The 20,519-nt window shown below is 69.0% G+C and carries 13 protein-coding genes and 1 pseudogene; 11 read left to right on the top strand and 3 right to left on the bottom strand.

The features are described 5' to 3' along the window. Window positions 1-83: 83 nt before the first annotated feature. The 3 genes from ACK4E3_RS08200 (at window position 84) to ACK4E3_RS08190 (ending at window position 4,865) form a co-directional block, all read left to right on the top strand. Window positions 84-2,222 (top strand): prolyl oligopeptidase family serine peptidase, encoded by a 2,139-nt coding sequence (locus ACK4E3_RS08200; RefSeq protein ID WP_409698989.1) that lies wholly within the window; start codon window positions 84-86, stop codon window positions 2,220-2,222. 134 nt (window positions 2,223-2,356) lie between these two features. Continuing rightward, entirely contained in the window at window positions 2,357-3,859 is a 1,503-nt protein-coding gene (locus ACK4E3_RS08195; RefSeq protein ID WP_409698987.1) for a CoA-acylating methylmalonate-semialdehyde dehydrogenase, read from the top strand. A 106-nt stretch (window positions 3,860-3,965) separates the two neighbouring features. Next, window positions 3,966-4,865, top strand: a complete 900-nt coding sequence (locus ACK4E3_RS08190; protein ID WP_409698984.1) for a hypothetical protein — start codon at window positions 3,966-3,968, stop codon at window positions 4,863-4,865. Between the two features lie 9 nt (window positions 4,866-4,874). Here ACK4E3_RS08190 and ACK4E3_RS08185 read toward each other — a convergent pair whose 3' ends face one another. Together ACK4E3_RS08185 and secA are read right to left on the bottom strand one after the other, a co-directional pair. Continuing rightward, window positions 4,875-6,047, bottom strand: a complete 1,173-nt coding sequence (locus ACK4E3_RS08185; RefSeq protein ID WP_409698981.1) for a class V aminotransferase — start codon at window positions 6,045-6,047, stop codon at window positions 4,875-4,877. A 17-nt stretch (window positions 6,048-6,064) separates the two neighbouring features. Then, complete coding sequence (secA, locus tag ACK4E3_RS08180; protein ID WP_409698978.1) at window positions 6,065-8,986, bottom strand: preprotein translocase subunit SecA; 2,922 nt, start codon at window positions 8,984-8,986, stop codon at window positions 6,065-6,067. Between the two features lie 487 nt (window positions 8,987-9,473). Here secA and ACK4E3_RS08175 point away from each other — a divergent pair, with 487 nt between their 5' ends. The 3 genes from ACK4E3_RS08175 to ACK4E3_RS08165 all read left to right on the top strand — a co-directional run bounded on the left by ACK4E3_RS08175 (window position 9,474) and on the right by ACK4E3_RS08165 (window position 13,012). Further along, complete coding sequence (locus tag ACK4E3_RS08175) at window positions 9,474-10,400, top strand: peptidyl-prolyl cis-trans isomerase (protein WP_409701184.1); 927 nt, start codon at window positions 9,474-9,476, stop codon at window positions 10,398-10,400. Further along, entirely contained in the window at window positions 10,397-11,758 is a 1,362-nt protein-coding gene (gene argJ / locus ACK4E3_RS08170; protein ID WP_409698975.1) for a bifunctional glutamate N-acetyltransferase/amino-acid acetyltransferase ArgJ, read from the top strand. The genes ACK4E3_RS08175 and argJ overlap by 4 nt, the downstream gene beginning before the upstream one ends. Window positions 11,759-11,875: 117 nt before the next feature. Further along, a complete protein-coding gene (locus tag ACK4E3_RS08165) occupies window positions 11,876-13,012 on the top strand; it encodes an ABC transporter substrate-binding protein (protein ID WP_409698972.1) in 1,137 nt (378 codons plus the stop codon). Here the strand turns inward: ACK4E3_RS08165 and ACK4E3_RS08160 are convergent. Beyond that, window positions 13,009-13,947, bottom strand: coding sequence for an Hsp33 family molecular chaperone (locus tag ACK4E3_RS08160; RefSeq protein ID WP_409698969.1), 939 nt, complete (start codon window positions 13,945-13,947; stop codon window positions 13,009-13,011). The two genes, ACK4E3_RS08165 and ACK4E3_RS08160, sit on opposite strands and share 4 nt — an antisense overlap. 314 nt (window positions 13,948-14,261) lie before the next feature. Between ACK4E3_RS08160 and ACK4E3_RS08155 the strand changes: the two genes are divergently transcribed. The 5 genes and pseudogenes from ACK4E3_RS08155 to ACK4E3_RS08135 all read left to right on the top strand — a co-directional run bounded on the left by ACK4E3_RS08155 (window position 14,262) and on the right by ACK4E3_RS08135 (window position 20,519). Continuing rightward, window positions 14,262-15,800, top strand: coding sequence for an SDR family oxidoreductase (locus ACK4E3_RS08155; RefSeq protein WP_409698966.1), 1,539 nt, complete (start codon window positions 14,262-14,264; stop codon window positions 15,798-15,800). A gap of 48 nt (window positions 15,801-15,848) precedes the next feature. Then, window positions 15,849-16,376 (top strand): annotated as a pseudogene (locus tag ACK4E3_RS08150) (HAD-IB family phosphatase); the annotation flags it as partial. A 135-nt stretch (window positions 16,377-16,511) separates the two neighbouring features. Next, window positions 16,512-17,738, top strand: a complete 1,227-nt coding sequence (gene serA, locus ACK4E3_RS08145; RefSeq protein WP_409701181.1) for a phosphoglycerate dehydrogenase — start codon at window positions 16,512-16,514, stop codon at window positions 17,736-17,738. Between the two features lie 99 nt (window positions 17,739-17,837). Continuing rightward, window positions 17,838-19,646, top strand: coding sequence for an autotransporter domain-containing protein (locus ACK4E3_RS08140; RefSeq protein ID WP_409698963.1), 1,809 nt, complete (start codon window positions 17,838-17,840; stop codon window positions 19,644-19,646). 204 nt (window positions 19,647-19,850) lie between these two features. Continuing rightward, window positions 19,851-20,519 (top strand): M23 family metallopeptidase, encoded by a 669-nt coding sequence (locus ACK4E3_RS08135; protein ID WP_409698960.1) that lies wholly within the window; start codon window positions 19,851-19,853, stop codon window positions 20,517-20,519.

Here is a 20,519-nt window from a genome sequence, read left to right as displayed (position 1 = left end):
TGCACGACCACGGTGCGTGACCGGCGCGCACGCCCTGTGCTAACCGTCTGGCTTCAAGGTCAGAAAATGCCCGGGAGACGCCCATGACTGTCCGCTCAGAGCCCCTCGACGTTGCCGCCCGCCAGCCGTCGCCCGCACGCAGGAAGCCCGCAGGACCGGTGATTCGCGCCGTCCTCGCCGCTGTCGTGGCCGCAGGCCTCGGCTTCGGCGCCATGGGCACGGCGGCCGAGGCGCGCCCTTTCACCTATGAAGACCTGATCGGCCTCAACCGCGTCTCCGACCCGCAGGTCTCGCCTGACGGGCGCCATGTGGCCTATGCGGTGCGCGCCACCGATCTGGCCAACAATCGCGGTGTGGTCAGCATCTGGCTGGCAGACCTGAGCGGCAGTGCCGAGCCGCGCCGCCTGGCCATCTCGGACGGCGGGGCCAGCCATGCCCGCTGGAGTTCTGACGGGCACCTCTATTTCATCTCCTCGCGCTCGGGCCGCGCCCAGGTGTGGCGCAGCAGCGCCGCGGGCACCGATCCGGTCCAGGTCACCGACCTGCCCATCGGCGTCCAGACCTTCCGCATCAGCCCCGATGGCCGCCGTATCGCGGTCGGCCTCGCCGTGTTCCCCGACTGCTACACCCTCGCCTGCACGACTGAGCGCGATGCCGCCGAGGCCGCGCGCCCGACCTCGGGCCAGGTCTATGACCAGCTGTTCGTGCGCCACTGGGACGTTTGGAAGGACGGCAAGCGCAATCACGTCTTCGTCCAGAGCATCGGTGCGGACGGCCGCGCCACCGGCGAGCCCCAGTGGGCCACGCGCGGCTTCGACGGCGATGTGCCCTCGCGGCCCTTCGGCGGCGAGGAGGACTTCATCTTCACGCCCGACAGCCAGGGCATCGTGTTCTCGGGCCGCGAGGCCGGGCGCACCGAGCCGTGGTCGACCAATTTCGACCTGTTCCTCCAGCCGCTGTCAGGTGGCGAGCGCCAGAACCTGACCGCCGACAATCCGGCCCGCGACGCCGGTCCCGCCTTCTCGCCCGATGGCCGCTATCTGGCCTATCGCGCCATGAGCCGTCCGGGCTTCGAGTCCGACCGCTATCGCATCATGGTGCGCGACATGCGAACCGGCGCGGTGCGCGAGGTCGCTGCCGACTGGGACCGCTCGGCGGGCACGCTGCGCTGGTCGCGCGACGGTCGCCAGCTTTTCGTCACGGCCCAGGATGTGGGCCAGACGCGCCTGTTCTCCATCGATGTGCGCAATGGCCAGGTGGTGCCGATCACCGGCCCCGGTCAGGTCAGCGGCTTTGACCTGACGCCCTCAGGCTTCGTCTTTGCCCACGATCAGCTCGACCGGCCTGCGGACCTGTTCGTCAAGACCTATCGCGGCCGCGAAATGCCGCGCCAGATCACCAGCCACAACGCCGCCGAACTGGCGGGCGTCACCTTCGGCGAGTACGAGCAGTTCACCTTCAGCGGCTGGAACGGCGGCACGGTCCACGGCTATGTCGTGCGTCCCGCCGACTATGTGGAGGGACAGCGCTATCCCGTCGCCTTCCTGATCCATGGCGGGCCGCAGGGCTCGTTCGGCAACTTCTTCCACTATCGCTGGAACGCCCAGACCTATGCCGGGCGCGGCTATGCGGTGGTGATGATCGATTTCCACGGCTCCACCGGCTATGGTCAGGCCTTCACCGACGCCATCTCGGGCCACTGGGCGGATCGTCCGCTGGAAGACCTGCAACGCGGCTGGGCCCACGCGCTTTCCACCTATGACTTCCTCGACGGGGATCGCGCCTGCGCTCTGGGCGCGTCCTACGGCGGCTACATGATCAACTGGATCGCGGGCAACTGGGGCGAGCCGTGGCGCTGCCTCGTCAATCACGATGGCGTCTTCGACACGCGCTTCATGGGCTATTCCACCGAGGAGCTGTGGTTCACCGAGTGGGAGTTCGGCGGCACGCCCTGGGAGAACCCCGAGGGCTATGAGCGCTTCAACCCGGTCAATCACGTCGGCAACTGGAACACGCCCATGCTGGTGATCCAGGGCGGGCTCGACTTCCGCGTGCCCACCGACCAGTCCATCGGCGCCTTCACGGCTCTGCAACGCCGGGGCATCGAGAGCCGCTTCCTCTACTTCCCCGACGAGAACCACTGGGTGCTGCGCCCGCAGAACTCGCTGCAGTGGCACGGCGAGGTGATGGGCTGGCTGGATCGCTACCTGCAACAGCCCTGAACCTGCCGAGACGGCGGTTTTTCCGGTGTGCGCGGGCGCGCGCACTGGAACCGCCGCCATGCCCACGCTAAACCGCCAGCAGCGCGCGCGGCGCGCTCAACGACACACCCACCGGAAACAACAGGGCAGGGCTCATGCGCGACATTCAGCACTTCATCAATGGCAGCGCGTTCACCGGCGCCTCGGGCCGCTTCGGTGACGTGTTCAACCCCAACACCGGCGAGGTGCAGGCGCGCGTGCAGCTGGCCAGCGAGGCCGAGGTCGCCCGCGCGATCGCGGCGGCACAGGGCGCCTTCGAGGGCTGGTCCTCGACCAATCCCCAGCGGCGCGCGCGCGTGCTGTTCGAGTTCAAGCGTCTGGTCGAGGCCAATATGGACTCTCTGGCCGAGCTTCTGTCTTCCGAGCACGGCAAGGTGATCGCGGACTCGAAAGGCGACATCCAGCGCGGCCTTGAGGTGATCGAGTTCGCCTGCGGCATCCCCCACGCGCTCAAGGGCGAATACACCTGGGGCGCAGGCCCCGGCATCGACGTCTATTCCATGCGCCAGCCGCTGGGCGTGGTGGCGGGCATCACGCCCTTCAACTTCCCGGCCATGATCCCGATGTGGATGTTCGGCGTGGCGATCGCGGTGGGCAACACCTTCGTGCTCAAGCCCTCCGAGCGTGACCCCTCTGTGCCGGTGCGTCTGGCCGAGCTGATGATGGAGGCGGGCGCGCCTGCAGGCGTGCTCAATGTGATCCACGGCGACAAGGTGGCGGTGGACGCGATCCTGACCCACCCCGATGTCCATGCGATCAGCTTCGTCGGCTCGTCCGACATCGCCCACTATGTCTATCACACCGGCGCGGCCCACGGAAAACGCGTGCAGGCCATGGGCGGGGCCAAGAACCACGGCATCGTCCTGCCCGATGCGGACATGGATCAGGTGGTGCGCGACCTGACCGGCGCGGCCTTCGGCTCGGCGGGCGAGCGCTGCATGGCCCTGCCCGTGGTGGTGCCCGTGGGCGAAAAGACCGCCGACACCCTGCGCGAGCGCCTCGTGGCCGAAATCCCTAGCCTCAAGGTCGGCATCTCCACCGACGCGGATGCCCACTACGGCCCCGTCGTCACCGCCCAGCACCGCGCGCGCGTCACCGGCTGGATCGACAAGGGCGTCGAGGAGGGGGCCGAGCTGGTCATCGACGGGCGCGACTTCTCGCTGCAGGGCTATGAGAACGGCTATTTCATCGGCCCCAGCCTGTTCGATCACGTCCGCCCCGAGATGGCCTCCTACAGGGAAGAGATCTTCGGCCCCGTGCTGCAGATCGTGCGCGCCACAAGCTTCGAGGAGGCGCTTTCCCTGCCCTCGCGCCACCAGTACGGCAACGGCGTGGCCATCTTCACCCAGAACGGGCGCGCCGCGCGCGACTTTGCCGCCCGCGTCCAGGTGGGCATGGTCGGCATCAATGTGCCCATCCCCGTGCCGGTCGCCTATCACACCTTCGGGGGCTGGAAGCGCTCGGCCTTCGGCGACATCAACCAGCACGGCATGGAAGGCGTGCGCTTCTGGACCAGGACCAAGACGGTCACGGCCCGCTGGCCCGACTCCGAGCTTGAGCACACCGACAGCTCCTTCGTGATCCCGACCATGCGCTGACGCTGCGCGCGGCGGCGGAATTCGCGCCAGATGCGTGCCCCCTTCGCAAGGCGCAAACAGGCGCTATGGTAAGCGAAAGGTTCACAGTGCGGAGTGCCGCCGCGTCATGCGTCGATTTTTCATCTGGAGCGCGCTCGCGCTGCTGATCGGTGTGCTCGTCGCCGGCGGGGGCTACTGGGCCTACTGGCATTTCCACGCGCGTTTCCAGCCCGTGACCATCACGCGCAATCAGGCCGAGATCCAGCGCCTGCTCGACGAGGCCTCATGGCTGAGCGCGGGCGGGGGCGGCGAGCCGCTCTACATGATCACCTATCGCGACAGCGCCTCGGGCCAGCGCTTTGAGCTGGAGGAGTTTCCCAAGCTGCGCGCCGCCGGGGTCGAGCCGCGCGTGATCGTGTTTGCCCGGCGTGACCGCGAGGGTCTGGCCCAGTCCACCGCCGCCGAGCGCGCCACCGTGGCCGAGCTGTGGATCTCGCGCGACTGGGCACTCTATCAGCGCTGGACGGCCACGCCCGCGCGCAACTGGACCGCCACGGGCATCCCTTCCGCCGACAACACCATCGCGCGCGCCGCCGTGGTGGACGCCAGCCGCGACTTCGTGACCCGGCTCGAGCAGCTGCTGCGCGGGGCGGGCGTGCCCACGGGCTATCCGCTGGTGATCTGGCGCGACCGCGAGGGCTTTCTGAAGGCCTGCGCCTGCACCGATGCGCGCTCGTGGGTGTTCATCCGCGACGATCTCGATGCGCCCGACCGCGTGCGCGAGGCCGGCGTCGAGGGCGGCAGCGCGCCCCTGCCTGCGCCCGAGTTCGATCTGCCTCCCGGTCAGGGCGAGGCCCCGGCCCGCACCCTGCCCGAACAGCGCTTCGAGGACGGCGCCCTGCCCGAGGTCACGCCCGGCGAGAGCAGCGCGCGGCCCGCGCCTCCGGCAACGCCTGCGCCCAGCGCCCCGCGCACGCCGCGCACCGCGCCCCAGCCGCGCCAGGACGATGAGACGGTGTTCTTCTAGAACGCCACCCTAGCGGATGATGCGCGCGCACGCCTCTATCAGGCGCGCCACATCGTCCTCGTCCTGATAGAGGCCAAAGCCGAAGCGGATCACGTCATCACGCACATCGGTGATGACATTGGCGTCCATCAGGGCGGCCTTCCAGCCCTGGGCATCGGCATGGCGGAACGCCAGAAAGCGCGCGCGCACGCTGCCTTGCCCTGCATCCAGAGGATTGATCAGTTCGGCCCGGTCCAGCGCCCCGGCCCGCCCCTCGCGCACCGCGCTCTGAAACTGGCCCATCAGGGTGTGGGCGTGGGCACTGATGCGGGCGGTATCCAGCCCCTGCTCGTCCAGCATCCGTCGCACCGCATTGAAGCGATAGAGCCCCGTGGCATCAAAGGTCGCCCCCCAGAAGCGCCCGCCATCGGCAAGGTGCCCGACGCCGCCGGGCGGTCCCTGAAGGTTTCCGAACTCGGCGAACCAGCCCGTCACCTCGGGGCACGGGCCAAAGCCTGCGGGCGCATGCAGAAAGGCCGCGCCCTCGCCAGCCATGGCGTATTTGTATCCGCCCGACATATAGAACACGCGATCCGCCACGCCCGACAGATCGGTCGGGCTGGCCATGAAGCCGTGATAGCCGTCGATCACGACCATAGGGCCTTCGGGCTGTGACAGCGCCGCCAGCGCCTCCAGCCCGTCCAGCACCAGCCCTGAGCGGAAGAACACCTGGCTGACCAGCACCACGTCAAACGCGCCCGATGACGCGCGCTCCACCAGACGCTCGCCGAGGCTGGCCACGGGGGCGACCGGCACGCGCTCCAGCACGATGTGCCCCGTCTCGGCCCAGCGCTCGGCCTGACGGCGGAACGAGTGGAACTCGCCGTCCGTGCTCAGCACCCGGATCGGGCGGCGCTCCACCGACGAGAAGATGCGCACCAGAAAATCGTGGGTGTTGGGCGCGAACACCAGGCCCGAGGTATCAGGCAGGTTCAGCTCGCGCGCGATGTGGCCCTGCGCCTCGGGGATCACATCGGCAAAGATCACGTCCCATTTGCGATCGGCAAAGTGGGCGGCCTCGGCCCAGGCCTGAACATGGCCCTCGAAGCTGGCATCGGGCCACAGGTGATGGCTGTGGGCCGCAAAATGCAGGCGCTGCGGGTCGGACGCCAGAGCGCGCGAGAACAGGGACTTGTAGCTCATCTCGCGCGCCCCCTCATCTACATCAGTGCGCCGTGACAGTGCTTGAACTTGCGTCCCGATCCGCACGGGCAGGGCGCATTGCGCGAGGTGCGCTCCCAGCCCGGTGGCAGCATGGAGTGCGGGATGCGCGCGCGCTCCTCGCCCGACAGGCCCCCTTCGGGGTTCTGGGCGGCGGGATTGGTCATCTCGTTCTCACCCGTCAGCGGGTTGAGGTGGATTTCCTGAATCTCGCCCATTGGCGGGGGCGGCGGCTCGAAGCGGAACTCGACCGTCATCAGCCAGCGCGTGACGTGCTGGCGCAGGTTGACCAGCAGGTTCTCGAACAGGGCGAAGGCCTCGGTCTTGTACTCGTTGAGCGGGTCGCGCTGTCCATAGCCGCGCAGGCCGATCACCCCGCGCAGGTGATCGAGATGCATCAGGTGCTCGCGCCATTGCAGGTCGAGCGTCTGGAGCATGAACTGCTTTTCGATCGAGCGGTTCTGTTCCGGGCCGAGGATCTCGCGGCGCTCCAGCGCACGCATCTCGGCGGCGGCCTGAAGGCGCTCCTCGACCTCCTCGTTCGACACGCCTTCCTCATTGGCCCAGTCGCGCACCGGCACATCGAGGCCGAGCACGGTGCGCACCCGCTCCTCCAGCCCGTCGATGTCCCACTGCTCGTGATAGGCCTTGGGCGGCATGTGCCGCTCGACCATGTCCGAGATGGTGTCGCGGCGGAACTCGTCCACCAGTTCAGTCAGGCTTTCGGAATCGAGGAACTCCTGGCGCTGCTCGAACACCGCCTTGCGCTGCTCGTTCACGACGTCGTCGTATTTGAGCAGGTTCTTGCGGATCTCGTAGTTGCGCTGCTCGACGCGCTTCTGCGAGGTCTCGATGGCGCCGTTCAGCCAGCGGTGGGTGATGGCCTCGCCGTCCTTGACGCCGAAGGTGCGCATGATCGTCTCGAGGCGCTCGCCGGCAAAGATGCGCAGCAGGTCGTCCTCGCACGACAGATAGAATTTCGAGCGGCCCGGATCGCCCTGGCGGCCGGTGCGTCCGCGCAGCTGGTTGTCGATGCGGCGGCTCTCGTGGCGCTCGGTGCCCAGCACGAACAGGCCGCCGGCGGCCAGCGCCTCTTCCTTCTTCTCGTTGATCTCGGCTTGCAGGCGCTCGGTCTCGGCCGCCTCGCTGTCCGGGGTGATCTCGATGCCCATGCCGCGCTGTTCCTGGCGCCAGCGGTCCAGCCGCATCTCCAGATTGCCGCCCAGCTGGATGTCGGTGCCCCTGCCGGCCATGTTGGTGGCGATGGTCACGGCGCCGGGCAGGCCCGCATCGGCGACGATGAAGGCTTCCTGCTCGTGGTGGCGCGCATTGAGCACATTGTGCGGCACGCCCCTGCCCGAGCGCGGCTCGATGCTGAAGGCGTCCTCGCCCAGCTTCTCGAACAGCTTGTTGGCCACGGAATCGGTCTCGACCTCAAGGCGCGTCCACACGCTCTTGAAGCGCCGCTCGCCCAGCAGGTCGCGGGCCTGGTCGGCGAACTCGGGCTTGAGGCGCAGCACCTCGACGTTCCACTCGTAGGCCCCCAGCAGGGTCGAGAGCTGTTCGGACTTCTCGATCGAGACCGTGCCCACCAGAATGGGCTGGCCCGCGACGTGCCGGTCGGCAATCAGGCGCACGATGGCGGCGCTCTTCTCGGCACTGGTGCGATAGATCTCGTCGTCGTCGTCGATGCGCTGGATGGGCCGGTTGGTGGGCACCTCGAGCACGTCCATCTTGTAGATGTCCATGAACTCCTGCGCCTCGGTTGCGGCCGTGCCGGTCATGCCCGACAGCTTGTCGTAGAGGCGGAAGTAGTTCTGGATCGTCACCGAGGCGAGGGTCTGGTTCTCGGGCTGGATGTCCGCGCCTTCCTTGGCCTCGATGGCCTGGTGCAGACCTTCCGACAGGCGCCGGCCCTGCATCATGCGGCCGGTGAACTCGTCGATCAGGATCACCTCGCCGCCCTTGACGATGTAGTCCTTGTCGCGCGTGTAGAGGGTGTTGGCGCGCAGGGCCTGATTGACGTGGTGAACAAGGCTGATGTTCACCGGGTCATAGAGGCCGGTGGAATCGGGGGCCAGATGCCCGGCCTCGGCAAGGATGTCCTCGATCTTCTCCGAGCCCTTTTCGGTCAGCAGCGCCTGGCGGTGCTTCTCGTCGAGGTCGAAGGTCTCGGGGTCCTTGACCAGTTCCTTCACCAGCAGGTCGATGGTGCGATAGAACTCCGAGCGGTCCTCGGTGGGACCGGAGATGATCAGGGGCGTGCGCGCCTCGTCGATCAGGATCGAGTCAACCTCGTCGACGATGGCGAAGTGGTGGCCGCGCTGGGCCATCTCCATGCGGTTGTAGACCAGATTGTCACGCAGATAGTCGAAGCCGAACTCGTTGTTGGTGCCATAGGTGATGTCTGCGCCGTATGCCGCCTGGCGCTGGCCCTGGCTCAGCCCGTGCACGATCACACCGACCTCGAGGCCCAGGAAGCGATAGACACGGCCCATCCACTCGGCATCGCGACGCGCCAGATAGTCGTTGACCGTGACCACGTGCACGCCCTTGCCGGTCAGGGCATTGAGATAGACCGGCGCGGTCGCCACCAGCGTCTTGCCCTCGCCGGTGCGCATCTCGGCGATGCCGCCCTTGTGCAGGATCATGCCCCCGACCAGCTGCACGTCGTAGTGGCGCTGGCCCAGGGTGCGCTTGGCCGCCTCGCGCACCGTGGCGAAGGCTTCGTTCAGTATGCCGTCCAGCTTCTCGCCGCCTTCCAGACGATCCTTGAACGTCTGGGTCATCATGCGCAGCTCGTCGTCCGACAGGGCCGCGAACCGGGGCTCGAGCGCGTTGATCTTCTGGACCCGCGCCATGAAGTCCTTGACCTGGCGGTCGTTGGAGGAGCCGAACAGTTTCTTGGCAAAGCCGAGCATGAGGTTTCCGAGGAGCAATAGGTGAGAGTGACGGGCAGTGGGCGTTACGGTCGGGGGAGCGGGCGGCGCACTGTACTGTGAGGTGGGACGTTGTGGTGAGGTCGGACGTTTCGGGTCTGGCGAGTTGGGTGTGGCGAGTCGGGTGTGGCGAGTTGGGTCTGAAGACTTGGGTTCTGGCGTGACCGGTTCAGGCGTGTTTCAGGTCTGGCTCTTGGTGTCCTGACGCCGGAAGGGCCGGGGCGCTGCGGCCCTGACAGACCCTGCAAAACCCCTCGACTTGGGCGCGCGCGAGACTTAAGCATCGCACGGGTGCCTGTCAACGAAAGCCCGTGTTCTCATGGCTTTGTCGCAGGCGCTTCCGGTGCCCTATCGCCCTCTGCCGCACAGGATCAGGATCGCTTCCATGACCGCCTTCGCCCCCCCGCTTGCGCCCAAGGTTCCGCCCCGACCGCTGCAAGAGGCGATGGGCGCGCGTTCGCTCGTGGTGATGCTGGTGCTGGCACTGGCGCTGCTGCTGGCGGCGTGCGGCAGGGGCGATGGCTCCGACAGCCCGCCCGAGCCGGGCGACCGCGCCGTGGCACGGGTGCAGGATCAGGTGATCTGGGCGTCTGACGTCAAGCGCGAGGCGGTGGCCCAGGGCCTGATCGGCGAGGGCGAGCCGCTCGACATCACCTCCGACCTGTTCCGCCGCGTGCTAGATGAGGTCATCGACCAGAAGCTGCTGGCGCGCGAGGCCGAGCGACGCGGCCTGCACGAAAGCCCGCTGGCGCGCCGCCGCCTTCAGGCCACGCGCGAGCGCATACTGGGCGACATGCTGGTCGAGACGGTGGTGGATGGCACCATCTCCGAACAGGCGGTGCGCACCCTCTACGAGGAACAGCTTCGTCTGGCGCGCGAGTCCGAGGAAATCCGCGCGCGCCTGATCCTGACCGCCACGCGCGAGCAGGCCGACGCCATCATCAGCCTGCTCAATGCCGGGGCCAGCTTCGAGGCCCTGGCCATGGAGCGCTCCATCGACGAGGCCACCCGCTTTCAGGGCGGCGATCTGGGCTATTTCACCACCGACGTGATGCCTGAGGCCTATGCCCGCGCCATCGGCTCGGCGCGCGCGGGCGATACGGTCGGCCCGTTCGAGACTGAGGGCGGCTTTGGCATACTGCGCATCGAGGACCGCCGCCGCGAGACCCCGCCCACACTTGAGCAGGCCCGGCCCCAGATCGTGCGCTATCTGACCTATGACGGTGTGCGCCAGCTTCTGGAGCAGCTTCGCGGCCGCGCGCGCGTCAGCATCATGCTGGAGGGCGATCCCCTCGCCGTGCCCGGTGCCCCGCGCGAGCCCGCCTCGGCACCGCGCGCCGCGCCTGCGCCGGCAACGACGCCCTCACAGCCCTCCGCGAACGGGGCCGGTTCATGAGCCGCAAGTCCTCGCCCAATCCCTTCGAGCAGACCCTGGAAAAGGCGCTGGAGCCCATCGCCTCGGTGGTCAAGCGCACGGCGGGCGTGGCTGCGAAGCCCGCACCCGAGGCACCGGGCAAGCCGGGGCTCGCCGTCTCGCCTCTCGCCGTGCCCCTGCCCGAGATCGGCGTGATCGGAGGGGTCGAGATCGCCACGGCGCGCGCCGGTTTCTATGCCCATGACCGCCACGACCTGGTGGTGATGCGCTTTCGCAAGGGCACGTCCTGCGCGGGCGTGTTCACCCGCCATCAGGTCGGCTCCGCGCCCGTGGACTGGTGCCGCCGCCACCTGACCGATGGCCATGGCGAGGCGCGCGCGCTGGTCGTCAATGCGGGCTGTGCCAATGCCTTTACAGGACGGCTCGGCGCGGATGCCGCACGGCGCACCGCCGCCGAGATCGCCAAGCGCTTCGGCTGTCGCCAGCGCGATGTCATGCTCGCCTCCACCGGCGTCATCGGCGTGGTGCTGGACGAAAAGAAGATCATCGCCCGCCTGCCCGCGATCGAACAGGGCCTCAGCCCCGAGGGCTGGCCGGACGCGGCGCGCGCCATCATGACCACCGACACCTTCCCCAAGGCCGCCGTGGCCGAGTGCCGCATCGACGGAGTCAGGGTTCGGGTGGCGGGCGTGGCCAAGGGCTCGGGCATGATCGCGCCCGACATGGCCACCATGCTGGCCTTCATCGTGACCGATGCGGACATCGCGCCGGGCGTGCTGCACACCCTGCTGTCGCTGCACGTTCGCACCACCTTCAACTCGGTGACGGTGGACGGAGACACCTCGACCAATGACACCGCCCTGCTGTTTGCCACCGGTGCGTCCGGCGCACCGCGCATCGCGCGCGTGGGCGACCGCAGGCTCAAGGATTTCGCCCGCGCGCTCGACGAGGTGATGCTCAAGCTGGCGCACATGCTGGTGCGTGACGGCGAGGGCGCGCGCAAGTTCGTGCGCGTTACCGTCGATGGCGCCCGCTCGCCGGCCTCGGCGCGCAGGCTGGCCAAGGCCATCGCCGAGAGCCCGCTGGTCAAGACCGCGCTTGCGGGCGAGGACGCCAACTGGGGCCGCATCGTCATGGCCGTGGGCAAGACCGACGAGCCCATCGACCGCGAGCGCATCGGTGTCAGCTTCGGCCCCCACGCCCTGGCCCGCGACGGCGCGCCCGTGGCCGGGATCGATGTGGCGGCGCTGGACGACTACATGAAGCGCGACGAGATCGAGATCGGGGTGTTCGTTGGCGAGGGCCGGGCCTCGGCCACGGTGTGGACCTGCGATCTGACCAAGGGCTACATCGAGATCAACGGGGACTATCGCAGCTAGTCGCAAGCTATGCCGTTTGCGGCCAAGGGCGCTTTTCCCGGTGCGCAAGTGGCTCTACGGTGTCCCGACGATCCTTCCGACTACCGCCCAGTTTCCGCAGGCCCGGACCCTCTCCTCTTGCCCAGCACGCGCCGCCGATTTCTGAACCAGAGCCTTGCGGCGCTCACTCTGGCGCTGGGCGCGGGGGCGTGCGGCCGCCGTCAGGACAGCGTGGATGCGGAAGGCCGCGTGCGCCTGCGCGTGGCCCTGCCGTCGCGCCCCGATGTTCGCCACGCCGCTCTCTATGAGGCCATGGCCGATGGCCGCTATGGCACGGCGGGCCTCAATGTGCAGATCCTGATCGGAGAAAGCGCGGCGGACGTGCGCCGCAGGCTCGCCGCCGGTCAGGCCGAGGTCGGCATACTGCCGGGCGATTTCGACCTGTTCGACATGATCGCCGAACAGGCGCCCGTGCGCGCCCATGCCGCCCTGTTCCGGCGCTCGTCCATGGGCTTTGCCGCACGCCGCAACACGCGCCTGCGAAGCCCCTCGGACCTCAGCGGCTTTCGCGTGCTCACCGACCAGAGCGAGGACAGCCCGGCGGGGCGCTGGCTGGTCTCGGTGCTGGAGGGCGTCGAGAACGTCGCGCTGGAGACCGGCGCCCGGCCCGAAATGCTGATGCCCGACGAGGCCTCCGCCCCGCCTGCCGAGCCCGCCTCAGGCCCCGCCTCTGGCCCCGCCCCTGGCCCCGCCGCAGACCGGTCCCCGGAGCCCCCCGCCGACGCCTTGCTGGAGGATGCGGGCCGCGAGCGCCCGGTGATCTGGTTCGGCGACCTGATCAGCAGCTTCACCATCGTCGAGGAGGCCTTTGGCGAGGGCGTGGTGCGGCGCACGGCGGCGGCGGACGGCTACAACATCCACGAGAACCTGATCGTCTGTCCCGAGGCATTCTCGCGCGACAATCCCGAGGTGCTGGCGCTGTTTCTGGAGACCACCCTCGGTGCCTGGCGCGAATATCTGGAGCGCGCGCCCGAGGCTGCCCATGCGCTTCTCATCGAGGCCAATCCCGATCTGACCGGCGAGAGTCTGGTGCCGGTCCGCCACCTCATCAACCGCTTCGAGCTGGCCCGTGCGGGCGCCGAGGATCCCGGCCCCATCACCCCCGCACGCCTTGGTGCCAGCCACGCGCTGGCGGTATCGCTGCAGCTCTCGGACGAGGGGCTGGACTGGTCGCGGGGCCTGGCCGAGAGACCCGTCGACAGCGAGATGTTCTAGGCGTTCCCACCTTTATCGCCATCCGCCTGACCGGCCCCGACGCCGGGCGGGGCGATCTCGTAGCGGCGCGCGCAGTATTCGCACGTCACATGGATCAGGCCATCGTCCTCGATCATGCCCGACAGGTCTTCTGGCGCGAAGGTGCGCAGCATCCCCTCGACCCGCTCGGGCGAGCAGCGACACTGCGCCTTCAGCATCAGCGGCTCGTGCAGGCGCACGCCGTCCTCGTGGAACAGGCGATAGAGCAGCCGGTCGGCCGAAAGCTGCGGATCGATCAGTTCGTCGTCGCCCAGCGTGGCGAACAGCGCCTCGGCCCGCTCCCACACCTCGCGCGTGTCGCCGCGGCTGTCGTCGGCGGCGATCATCTGGATCATGGCCCCGCCCGCGCGCCAGCGGCGGCGCTGGTCGTCCTCGACCTCGCCCACGGCCAGGCGCACACGCGTGGGCACCTGTTCGGACTGGGCGAAATACTGTTCGGCAGAGCTGGCCAGGGTGTCGCCCTCGATGGCCGTCACGCCCTGATGGCGCTCCATGTCCGGGCCCTGGTCCAGGGTCATGACGAACACCCCCCTGCCCAGCAGGGCACCCGCGCCGGGCCGGGGCGTGGCCTGCATCAGCGCCGCCACCGCCTCGGCATCGTGGCGGCAATAGCCGCGCAAGGTGCCCGTGGTGTCATAGTCGGCCACCACGAACGAGACCGGCCCGTCGCCCTGGGCCTGAACGATCAGGCGCCCGCGAAACTTCAGGCTCGAGCCCACCAGCGCCGCCAGCGCGCAGGCCTCGCCCAGCAGCCGGGCCACCGGTGCGGGATAGTCGTGGGCGGACAGGATTTCGTCGATGCCGTCGCCCAGGCGCACGATGCGACCGCGCACGGGCTCTCCCTCGATCTGGAAGGCGCTGACAAAGTCGTCGAGGGGGCGGGGCTCAAGAGACAAGGGACCGGTCCGGGCAATGGGAAACAGCCGCACGAGATAGGGCCTTGCGGGCCGTTGCGCCAGATCATGCGCCCTGATGCCTGCTGCGGCCGGAGTGCGGGGCTGGGTGCGCGGCAGGGTGCGGGACCGGGCGCATAGGTGCGACAGCCCCCGGAACCGCAGGCGCGCGCGGCCCGTTTGCTTGGAGGACTGTTTGCCGGGCAGGCCGGGCCTTGCACCGCAACGCTGCGCACGCCATCAAGGCCGGGGCCACAACAGCCACGCTTGAACGGCCTCATCATCGAGTGCCGCCAAGGCACCGGGAAGGACAAGCCATGACCCAGACCCTCATCCCCGATGCCGCGCCCGCCCGTGACGGCGATCCCTGGTCGCTGGACGGCGAAGGGTCCGCCCTGCGCCCGCGCCGCGCACAGCGCCTGCCGCGCCAGAAGCCGCTGGGCGAGCAGAGCATCGTCATCACGGGTGCGACCTCAGGCATCGGCCTTGCTACCGCACGGCGGGCCGCGCGCGCAGGCGCTCGGGTGTTCCTGATCGCCCGCAGCGAGGAAGCCCTGCGCAATCTGTGCGACAGCCTGCAGGCCGAGGGCTGCCGCGCGGCCTATGCCGTGGCCGACGTGTCCGAGCGCGCCCTGCTCGAAGCGGCCGCCGAGCGCTGCGTGCGCCTGTTCGGGGGCATCGACACCTGGATCAACAATGCCGGCGTGACCATCTACGGCCCCATCCGCGACACCACCCTGGAAGACCAGCGCCGCCTGTTCGAGACCAACTACTGGGGCACGGTCAACGGCTCGCTCGTGGCCGTCGAGCGCATGCGCGAGCAGCCGGGCGGGGGCACGCTCATCAATGTCGGCTCGATCCTGTCGGATGCCGCCATCCCCGTTCAGGGTGTCTATTCGGCCTCCAAGCACGCGGTGAAGGGCTTTACCAACGCGCTGCGCATGGAGCTGATCCGCGAGCGCGCGCCGGTGCGCGTGTCACTCATCAAGCCTGCGGCGGTCGATACGCCCTACAAGGACCATGCGCGCAACCTGACCGGCGATCCCATGCGCAATCCGCCGCCGGTCTATTCGGTCAATGTGGTGGCCGAGGCCATACTGCACTGTGCCGACCATCCGGTGCGCGAGATCACCGTGGGCGGAGGCGGGCGCCTGCTGGCCTCGTTCCACGCCCTTGCGCCGGGCATTGCCGAGCCCCTGATGGCGCGCCTCGTCCCGGCCCTGCACCGCGACCGGCGCAACAGCCAGCGCATCACCGACGACGGCCTGTTCGATCCCACCGAGGACGACCTGTTCGAAAGCTCGGACTATGGCCATGTGCGCCAGGTCAGCTGGCTGGCGCAGGCGCGGATGCATCCCGGCATCACGGCAGGCACGCTGGTGGGGGCGGGCGTGGCGCTGGCGCTGGCGCTCATCATCATGCTCAGCCAGCGCTCCGGGCCGACGCGGCTGGAGCGGATCGGTCGGCGCATGGACCCGCGCCGCTGGCACCTGCCCCCCGTCCGCCTGCCCGCCTTCAGCCTGCCTGACATCGACCTGTCCGGCATGGATCTGAAAGCGCGCGGCCAGCGCCTGCGCCGTCATCTGCCCGATCTGGGGGCCGTGCCCGGCCTGTCCGGCGGGCGCTCGGGCGCGCGCCGCTGGCTGGAGCGCACCCGCGAGGCCATGCCGGTGGAGCAGATGCGCGATCAGGCCCGCAAGGCCGGACGCTTTGCCCGCGATCACGCCAGCGAGGGCGCGACCCTGGTGGCGCTGGCCTCCCTGCTGGGCGTTCTCGCCGTCGCCGCCAGCCAGAAACTGCCCGATCCCGACATGGGCCGCCCGCACCGCCGCAAGGGGCTGTCGCGCTTTTCCTAGGGCGTTTGGCTATTGCTGCAACTGCGAAGGCGCGCCAAGCTGCCCTTCGTGAGCGACATCCATCTGATCCTCGATTTCGATTCGACCCTCGTTGGTGTCGAGACCCTCGACCTGCTTGCCGAGGTGGCCCTGCACGGGCGCAAGGATGCCGAGGCCGTGCGCCGCGAGGTGGCGCGCATCACCGATGCGGCCATGGAAGGTCGCCTCGATTTCGGCGAGGCCCTGCGCGCGCGCCTCGATCTGATCCGGCCTGGCCGCGCGCATCTGGACGAAGTGGCGGCCCTGCTGCCTGCGCGCCTGACCCCTTCGGTGGCGCGCAATCTCGATGCCCTGCGCCGCCTGGCCGGGCAGATCCACATCGTCTCGGGCGGTTTTGATGAGGCGATCTGGCCCGTCGCCGATCACCTGGGCATTGCGCGCGAGCGGGTGCTGGCCAATCGCCTGATCTTCGATGACGCGGGCCTCTATGCGGGGCTCGACGACACGCGGCCTCTCTCGCGCGAGGGGGGCAAGGTCGAGGCCATCGCGGGCCTGGCCCTGCCCGGCACCCTTGTGATGATCGGCGACGGGCACAGCGACTGGCAGGTGCGCGAGGCGGGCGTGGCCGCACGCTTTCATGCCTTCACCGAGGTGGTGCGCCGCGAGCGCGTGGTCGCGCGTGCCGATCACGAGGCGCGCACGCTCGACGAGGTGCTGCACCGCGAGGGCCTGCTGGGGCGCTGGTCCTATCCGCGCAGCCGCATCCGCGTGCTGCTGCTCGAAGGCGTGCACCCCCTCGCCGTCCGGCGCCTCACCGACGAGGGCTACAGCGTCGAGGTGAGGGACGGCGCTCTGGACGAGGCGGCCCTGATCGAGGCGGTGCGCGGGGTTCACGTGCTGGGCGTGCGCTCCAAGTCGGAGGTTAGCGCCCGCGTGATCGAGGCGGCCGACCGCCTGCTGGCCGTGGGGGCCTTCTGCATCGGGGTCAACCAGATCGATCTGGAGGCCTGCCGCCGCCGGGGCATCGCCGTGTTCAACGCCCCCCATTCCAACACCCGCTCGGTGGTCGAGCTGGCCATCGGTCACATCATCGCCCTGTCGCGCGGCGTGATCGACCACGACCGGCGCATGAAATCCGGCCTGTGGCAGAAAAGCGCCAGCGGGGCGCACGAGGTGCGCGGCAAGACCCTGGGTATCGTCGGTTATGGCGCCATCGGCACCCAGCTCTCGGTGCTGGCCGAGACCCTGGGCATGAGCGTCGTGTTCCACGATCTGGTCGAGCGCCTCGCGCTCGGCAATGCATGGCGCGCACGCACGCTGGACGAGGTGTTGCGCGTCTCCGATGTCGTCAGCCTGCACGTCGATGGCCGCGCCTCGAACGCCCACCTGATCGGCGCGCGCGAGATCACCGCCATGAAGCGCGGCGCCGCCCTCATCAATCTGTCGCGCGGCCATGTGCTTGATCTGGATGCGGCCGCCGAGGCCCTGCGCTCGGGCCAGCTCTCGGGCCTTGCCCTTGATGTCTATCCCCATGAGCCCGCCGCCAACGGACCGGGCTTCGAGTGCCCGCTTGCGGGCCTTGCCAATGTCATACTGACCCCGCACATCGGCGGCTCGACCGAGGAAGCCCAGGCCGCCATCGCCGACTTTGCCGCCGAGCGCCTGCTGGCCTATCTGGGGCGCGGCGACACCACCTTCTGCGTGAACCTGCCCAATGTTCAGCTGGCCGAGGTCTCGGGCGCGCACCGCATCCTGCACATCCACGAGAACCGCCCCGGCGTGCTGGCCGACCTGAACCGCGCGCTCAGCGAGGCGGGCCTGAACATCCTCGGACAGCATCTCAAGACCCTCGATGACGTCGGCTATGTCATCACCGATGTCGATGCCGATTACGACCCGGCCCACATGCGCCGCCTGAAGGACAATCCGGCCACCTTGCGCTTTCGCCTGCTCTACTGAGCACCCGGCTTTCCCCTACGGCATCTTGCGAGACCCGTGCTCTGCGGGCAAAGCTGTCCGTGAACGCCGCAATCGAGACGGCGCAGGGAGGTTTTATTCATGCGTAAGCTCAACACCGTCGCGGCCGCCGCCATGATGGCCGCTGCCGCTCTGGCCGCATCCGCAGGCAGCGCCGATGCCCAGACCTATGGCCGCCTCGTGGTCTTTGGCGACAGCCTCAGCGACAACGGCAATCTGTTCAATGCGACCGGGGGCCTGCAGCCGCCCTCGCCGCCCTTCTTCCAGGGCCGCTTTTCCAGCGGGCCGGTCTGGGCCGAGCTGCTGGGCTTCAATCTCGCCCAGGTCGGCGGGCCGGTGACGGGCAGCATCGGCTATGCCTATGGTGGCGCGCGCACCGATCTGTCGGCCTTCCCGCCGGGGATGCGCGCCCAGCTCGCCGCCTATCTGGGCGCGGGCGGCACCTTCGCCCAGAGCGATCTGGTCGCCGTCTGGGGCGGGGCCAACAACATCTTCCAGGGCCTGCCCGTCGCCGGGGCCGATCCCAATCCGCCCGCCGTCATCAACAATGTCGCCCTGAGCGCCGCCACCGACATCAGCACGCTCGTCACCCAGGTTGCCGGTGCGGGCGCGGGCACGGTGCTGGTCGCCAACCTGCCGCGCCTGTCGGCCACGCCCCAGTTCCGCAACACGCCCGCCGCGCCTCTGGCGGACCTGGCCGTGGGCACCTTCAACAGCGCGCTCTATCAGGGCCTGCTCGGCGTGGCCGGGGCCAGCCCCAACACCAACATCATCCTGATGGACGTGAACAAGGCCGGCGAGGCGGTGGTGGCCAATCCGCTGCGCTTCGGTTTCACCAACATCACCGATCCCTGCTTCAACGGCATGACGGTGTGCTCGAACCCCAACAGCTATTTCTATTTCGACGGGGTGCACCCGACCGCCACGGGCCATCAGTTCCTGGCGTCACTCGCCAATGACTATCTCTATTACCGTGACCGCGGTGCCGCCTCGGGCGTGCAGGGCGAGACGGGCCTGCGCCGCCGCTGGGACAGCCTCGATGCGGCTTCCGGCTCGCTGTCGGCGCGCGAGTGGCGCACGGGCAATGCCGTGACCGCCGAGGCCCGCATCGAGACCGGCTCGTGGGACGCGCGCGGCGTGGTCGGCGAGACCGAGATCGAGGGCTATGACGTGCGCTTCGGCTTCGAGGGCGGCATGGGCGATCAGGTCCGCGTCGGCGTGACCGGCTCGATTGCCGTGGCCGATGTCGTGGTCGGGCCGACCCGCTTCGACGCCGAGACCGTGGGCATCGACCTGTGGGCGGGCTGGCGCTCGGGCAATGTGTTCGTCACCGGCGCCGCCGGGGCCAGCCACGACAGCTATGACAACATCCAGCGCGCCACCGGCATCGGTCCCATCGTGCACACCGCCGACACCTCGGGCACGTCCTATGGCTGGCGCGTGCAGGCGGGTATGTGGTTCGACGCGGGCGGGCTGGCGTTCTCGCCGCGCGCCACGCTCGGCTGGGCGCGCACCTCGGTGGACGGCTACATCGAACAGGGCGCCGCCGCCCAGCACCGCGTGTTCGACCGCGACATCTCGGCGGCCTTCGCCGAGGTCACCCTGCGCGCCGAGGGCGACCTGTTCGCGGGCACGCGCTTCTTTGCCGAAGGCGGCTATCGCGACGTGATCAACTACAATGCCGATGATGTTCTGGTCGGCATCGCCAACAATCCGGCCCGCCCGCTGGCCATCGACATCGGCGATCCGTGGGGCGGTCAGGGGGTGCTGAATCTCGGCGTCGAGACCGATCTGGGCTCAGGCCTGCTGCTCTCGGCGGGCTATCGCGGGCGCGTCGGCGGGGGTGCCGACAGCCACCAGGGCGGCCTCGCCCTGCGTCTGGAGTTCTAGAACACCCTTTTCTTTCAGTTGCTTGTGAAAAGCCCGCCTTGGTTCCGCCGGGGCGGGCTTTTTCTTATTCCTGCCCCACTCTCGCCCCATCGCCCTGTCAGAAACCCGCGTTCTGAACGCCGCCTAGCCCCCATCGCCAAGGGCCAGCCCAGCCATCAGGCCAGGCTGTCGCCGGTGCCCGGTCGTGATCCCCAGTCGTGATCCATGACCGCCGCCAGCGCCCTTGCGCCCAGACATACTGACGAGCCTTTGCGTTTTCTGCCCTATCATCTGATCCGTTTCAGCCAGCTTGCCGCCGTCCTCGTCACGGCGGGCCTGGCCATGGCTGCCGCTCCCCAGGCCATTCACGCGGCGGCCGATCCTGCGGGTCATGCGGCGGACATGCCCATCACCCCGCCCAATCTCGCCGTGGCCGAGCCCGCGGGCGATCCGGTGCAGATTCTCGCCTTCATCAAGCCGGTGGCCTATTACCCGATCAACTCGCACTTCGGGCACCGCCACCTGAAAGGCGAGGCGCGCGCGCGTATGCATCAGGGCATCGACATCGCCGCGCCCATCGGCACGGTGGTGATGGCCTCGGCCTCGGGCGTGGTCACCGCGACGGGCTATGACGGCGGCTATGGCAACTATGTCGAGATCCTGCACCCCAACGGGCTGCGCACCTTCTACGCCCACCTGTCGCGCATCGAGGTGCGGCGTGGCCATCAGGTCAGCTCGGGCGATACCATCGGGCGCGTGGGCAACACCGGCTATTCGACCGGCCCGCACCTGCATTTCGAGGTGCGGCGCGGCGCCACCAAGCTGAACCCGGCGCGCTACATCGGCCGCGAGTTCGCCATCCGCGCGCCCCTGCCCGAGGCCGAGCGCGGCTAG

This window comes from Brevundimonas sp., assembly GCF_046299595.1.
Taxonomy (GTDB): Bacteria; Pseudomonadota; Alphaproteobacteria; order Caulobacterales; family Caulobacteraceae; genus Brevundimonas.
Note: the sequence above shows the minus strand (reverse complement) of the source record. Positions and strands in the feature narration are given on the sequence as shown.

What these genes read in the sequence shown, in the direction of transcription:
- ACK4E3_RS08200 (WP_409698989.1), top strand. Translation starts at nt 84, where the DNA reads ATGACTGTCCGCTCAGAGCCCCTCGACGTTGCCGCCCGCCAGCCGTCG.
- ACK4E3_RS08195 (WP_409698987.1), top strand. Translation starts at nt 2,357, where the DNA reads ATGCGCGACATTCAGCACTTCATCAATGGCAGCGCGTTCACCGGCGCC.
- ACK4E3_RS08190 (WP_409698984.1), top strand. Translation starts at nt 3,966, where the DNA reads ATGCGTCGATTTTTCATCTGGAGCGCGCTCGCGCTGCTGATCGGTGTG.
- ACK4E3_RS08185 (WP_409698981.1), bottom strand. Translation starts at nt 6,047, where the DNA reads ATGAGCTACAAGTCCCTGTTCTCGCGCGCTCTGGCGTCCGACCCGCAG.
- secA (WP_409698978.1), bottom strand. Translation starts at nt 8,986, where the DNA reads ATGCTCGGCTTTGCCAAGAAACTGTTCGGCTCCTCCAACGACCGCCAG.
- ACK4E3_RS08175 (WP_409701184.1), top strand. Translation starts at nt 9,474, where the DNA reads ATGCTGGTGCTGGCACTGGCGCTGCTGCTGGCGGCGTGCGGCAGGGGC.
- argJ (WP_409698975.1), top strand. Translation starts at nt 10,397, where the DNA reads ATGAGCCGCAAGTCCTCGCCCAATCCCTTCGAGCAGACCCTGGAAAAG.
- ACK4E3_RS08155 (WP_409698966.1), top strand. Translation starts at nt 14,262, where the DNA reads ATGACCCAGACCCTCATCCCCGATGCCGCGCCCGCCCGTGACGGCGAT.
- ACK4E3_RS08140 (WP_409698963.1), top strand. Translation starts at nt 17,838, where the DNA reads ATGCGTAAGCTCAACACCGTCGCGGCCGCCGCCATGATGGCCGCTGCC.
- ACK4E3_RS08135 (WP_409698960.1), top strand. Translation starts at nt 19,851, where the DNA reads ATGACCGCCGCCAGCGCCCTTGCGCCCAGACATACTGACGAGCCTTTG.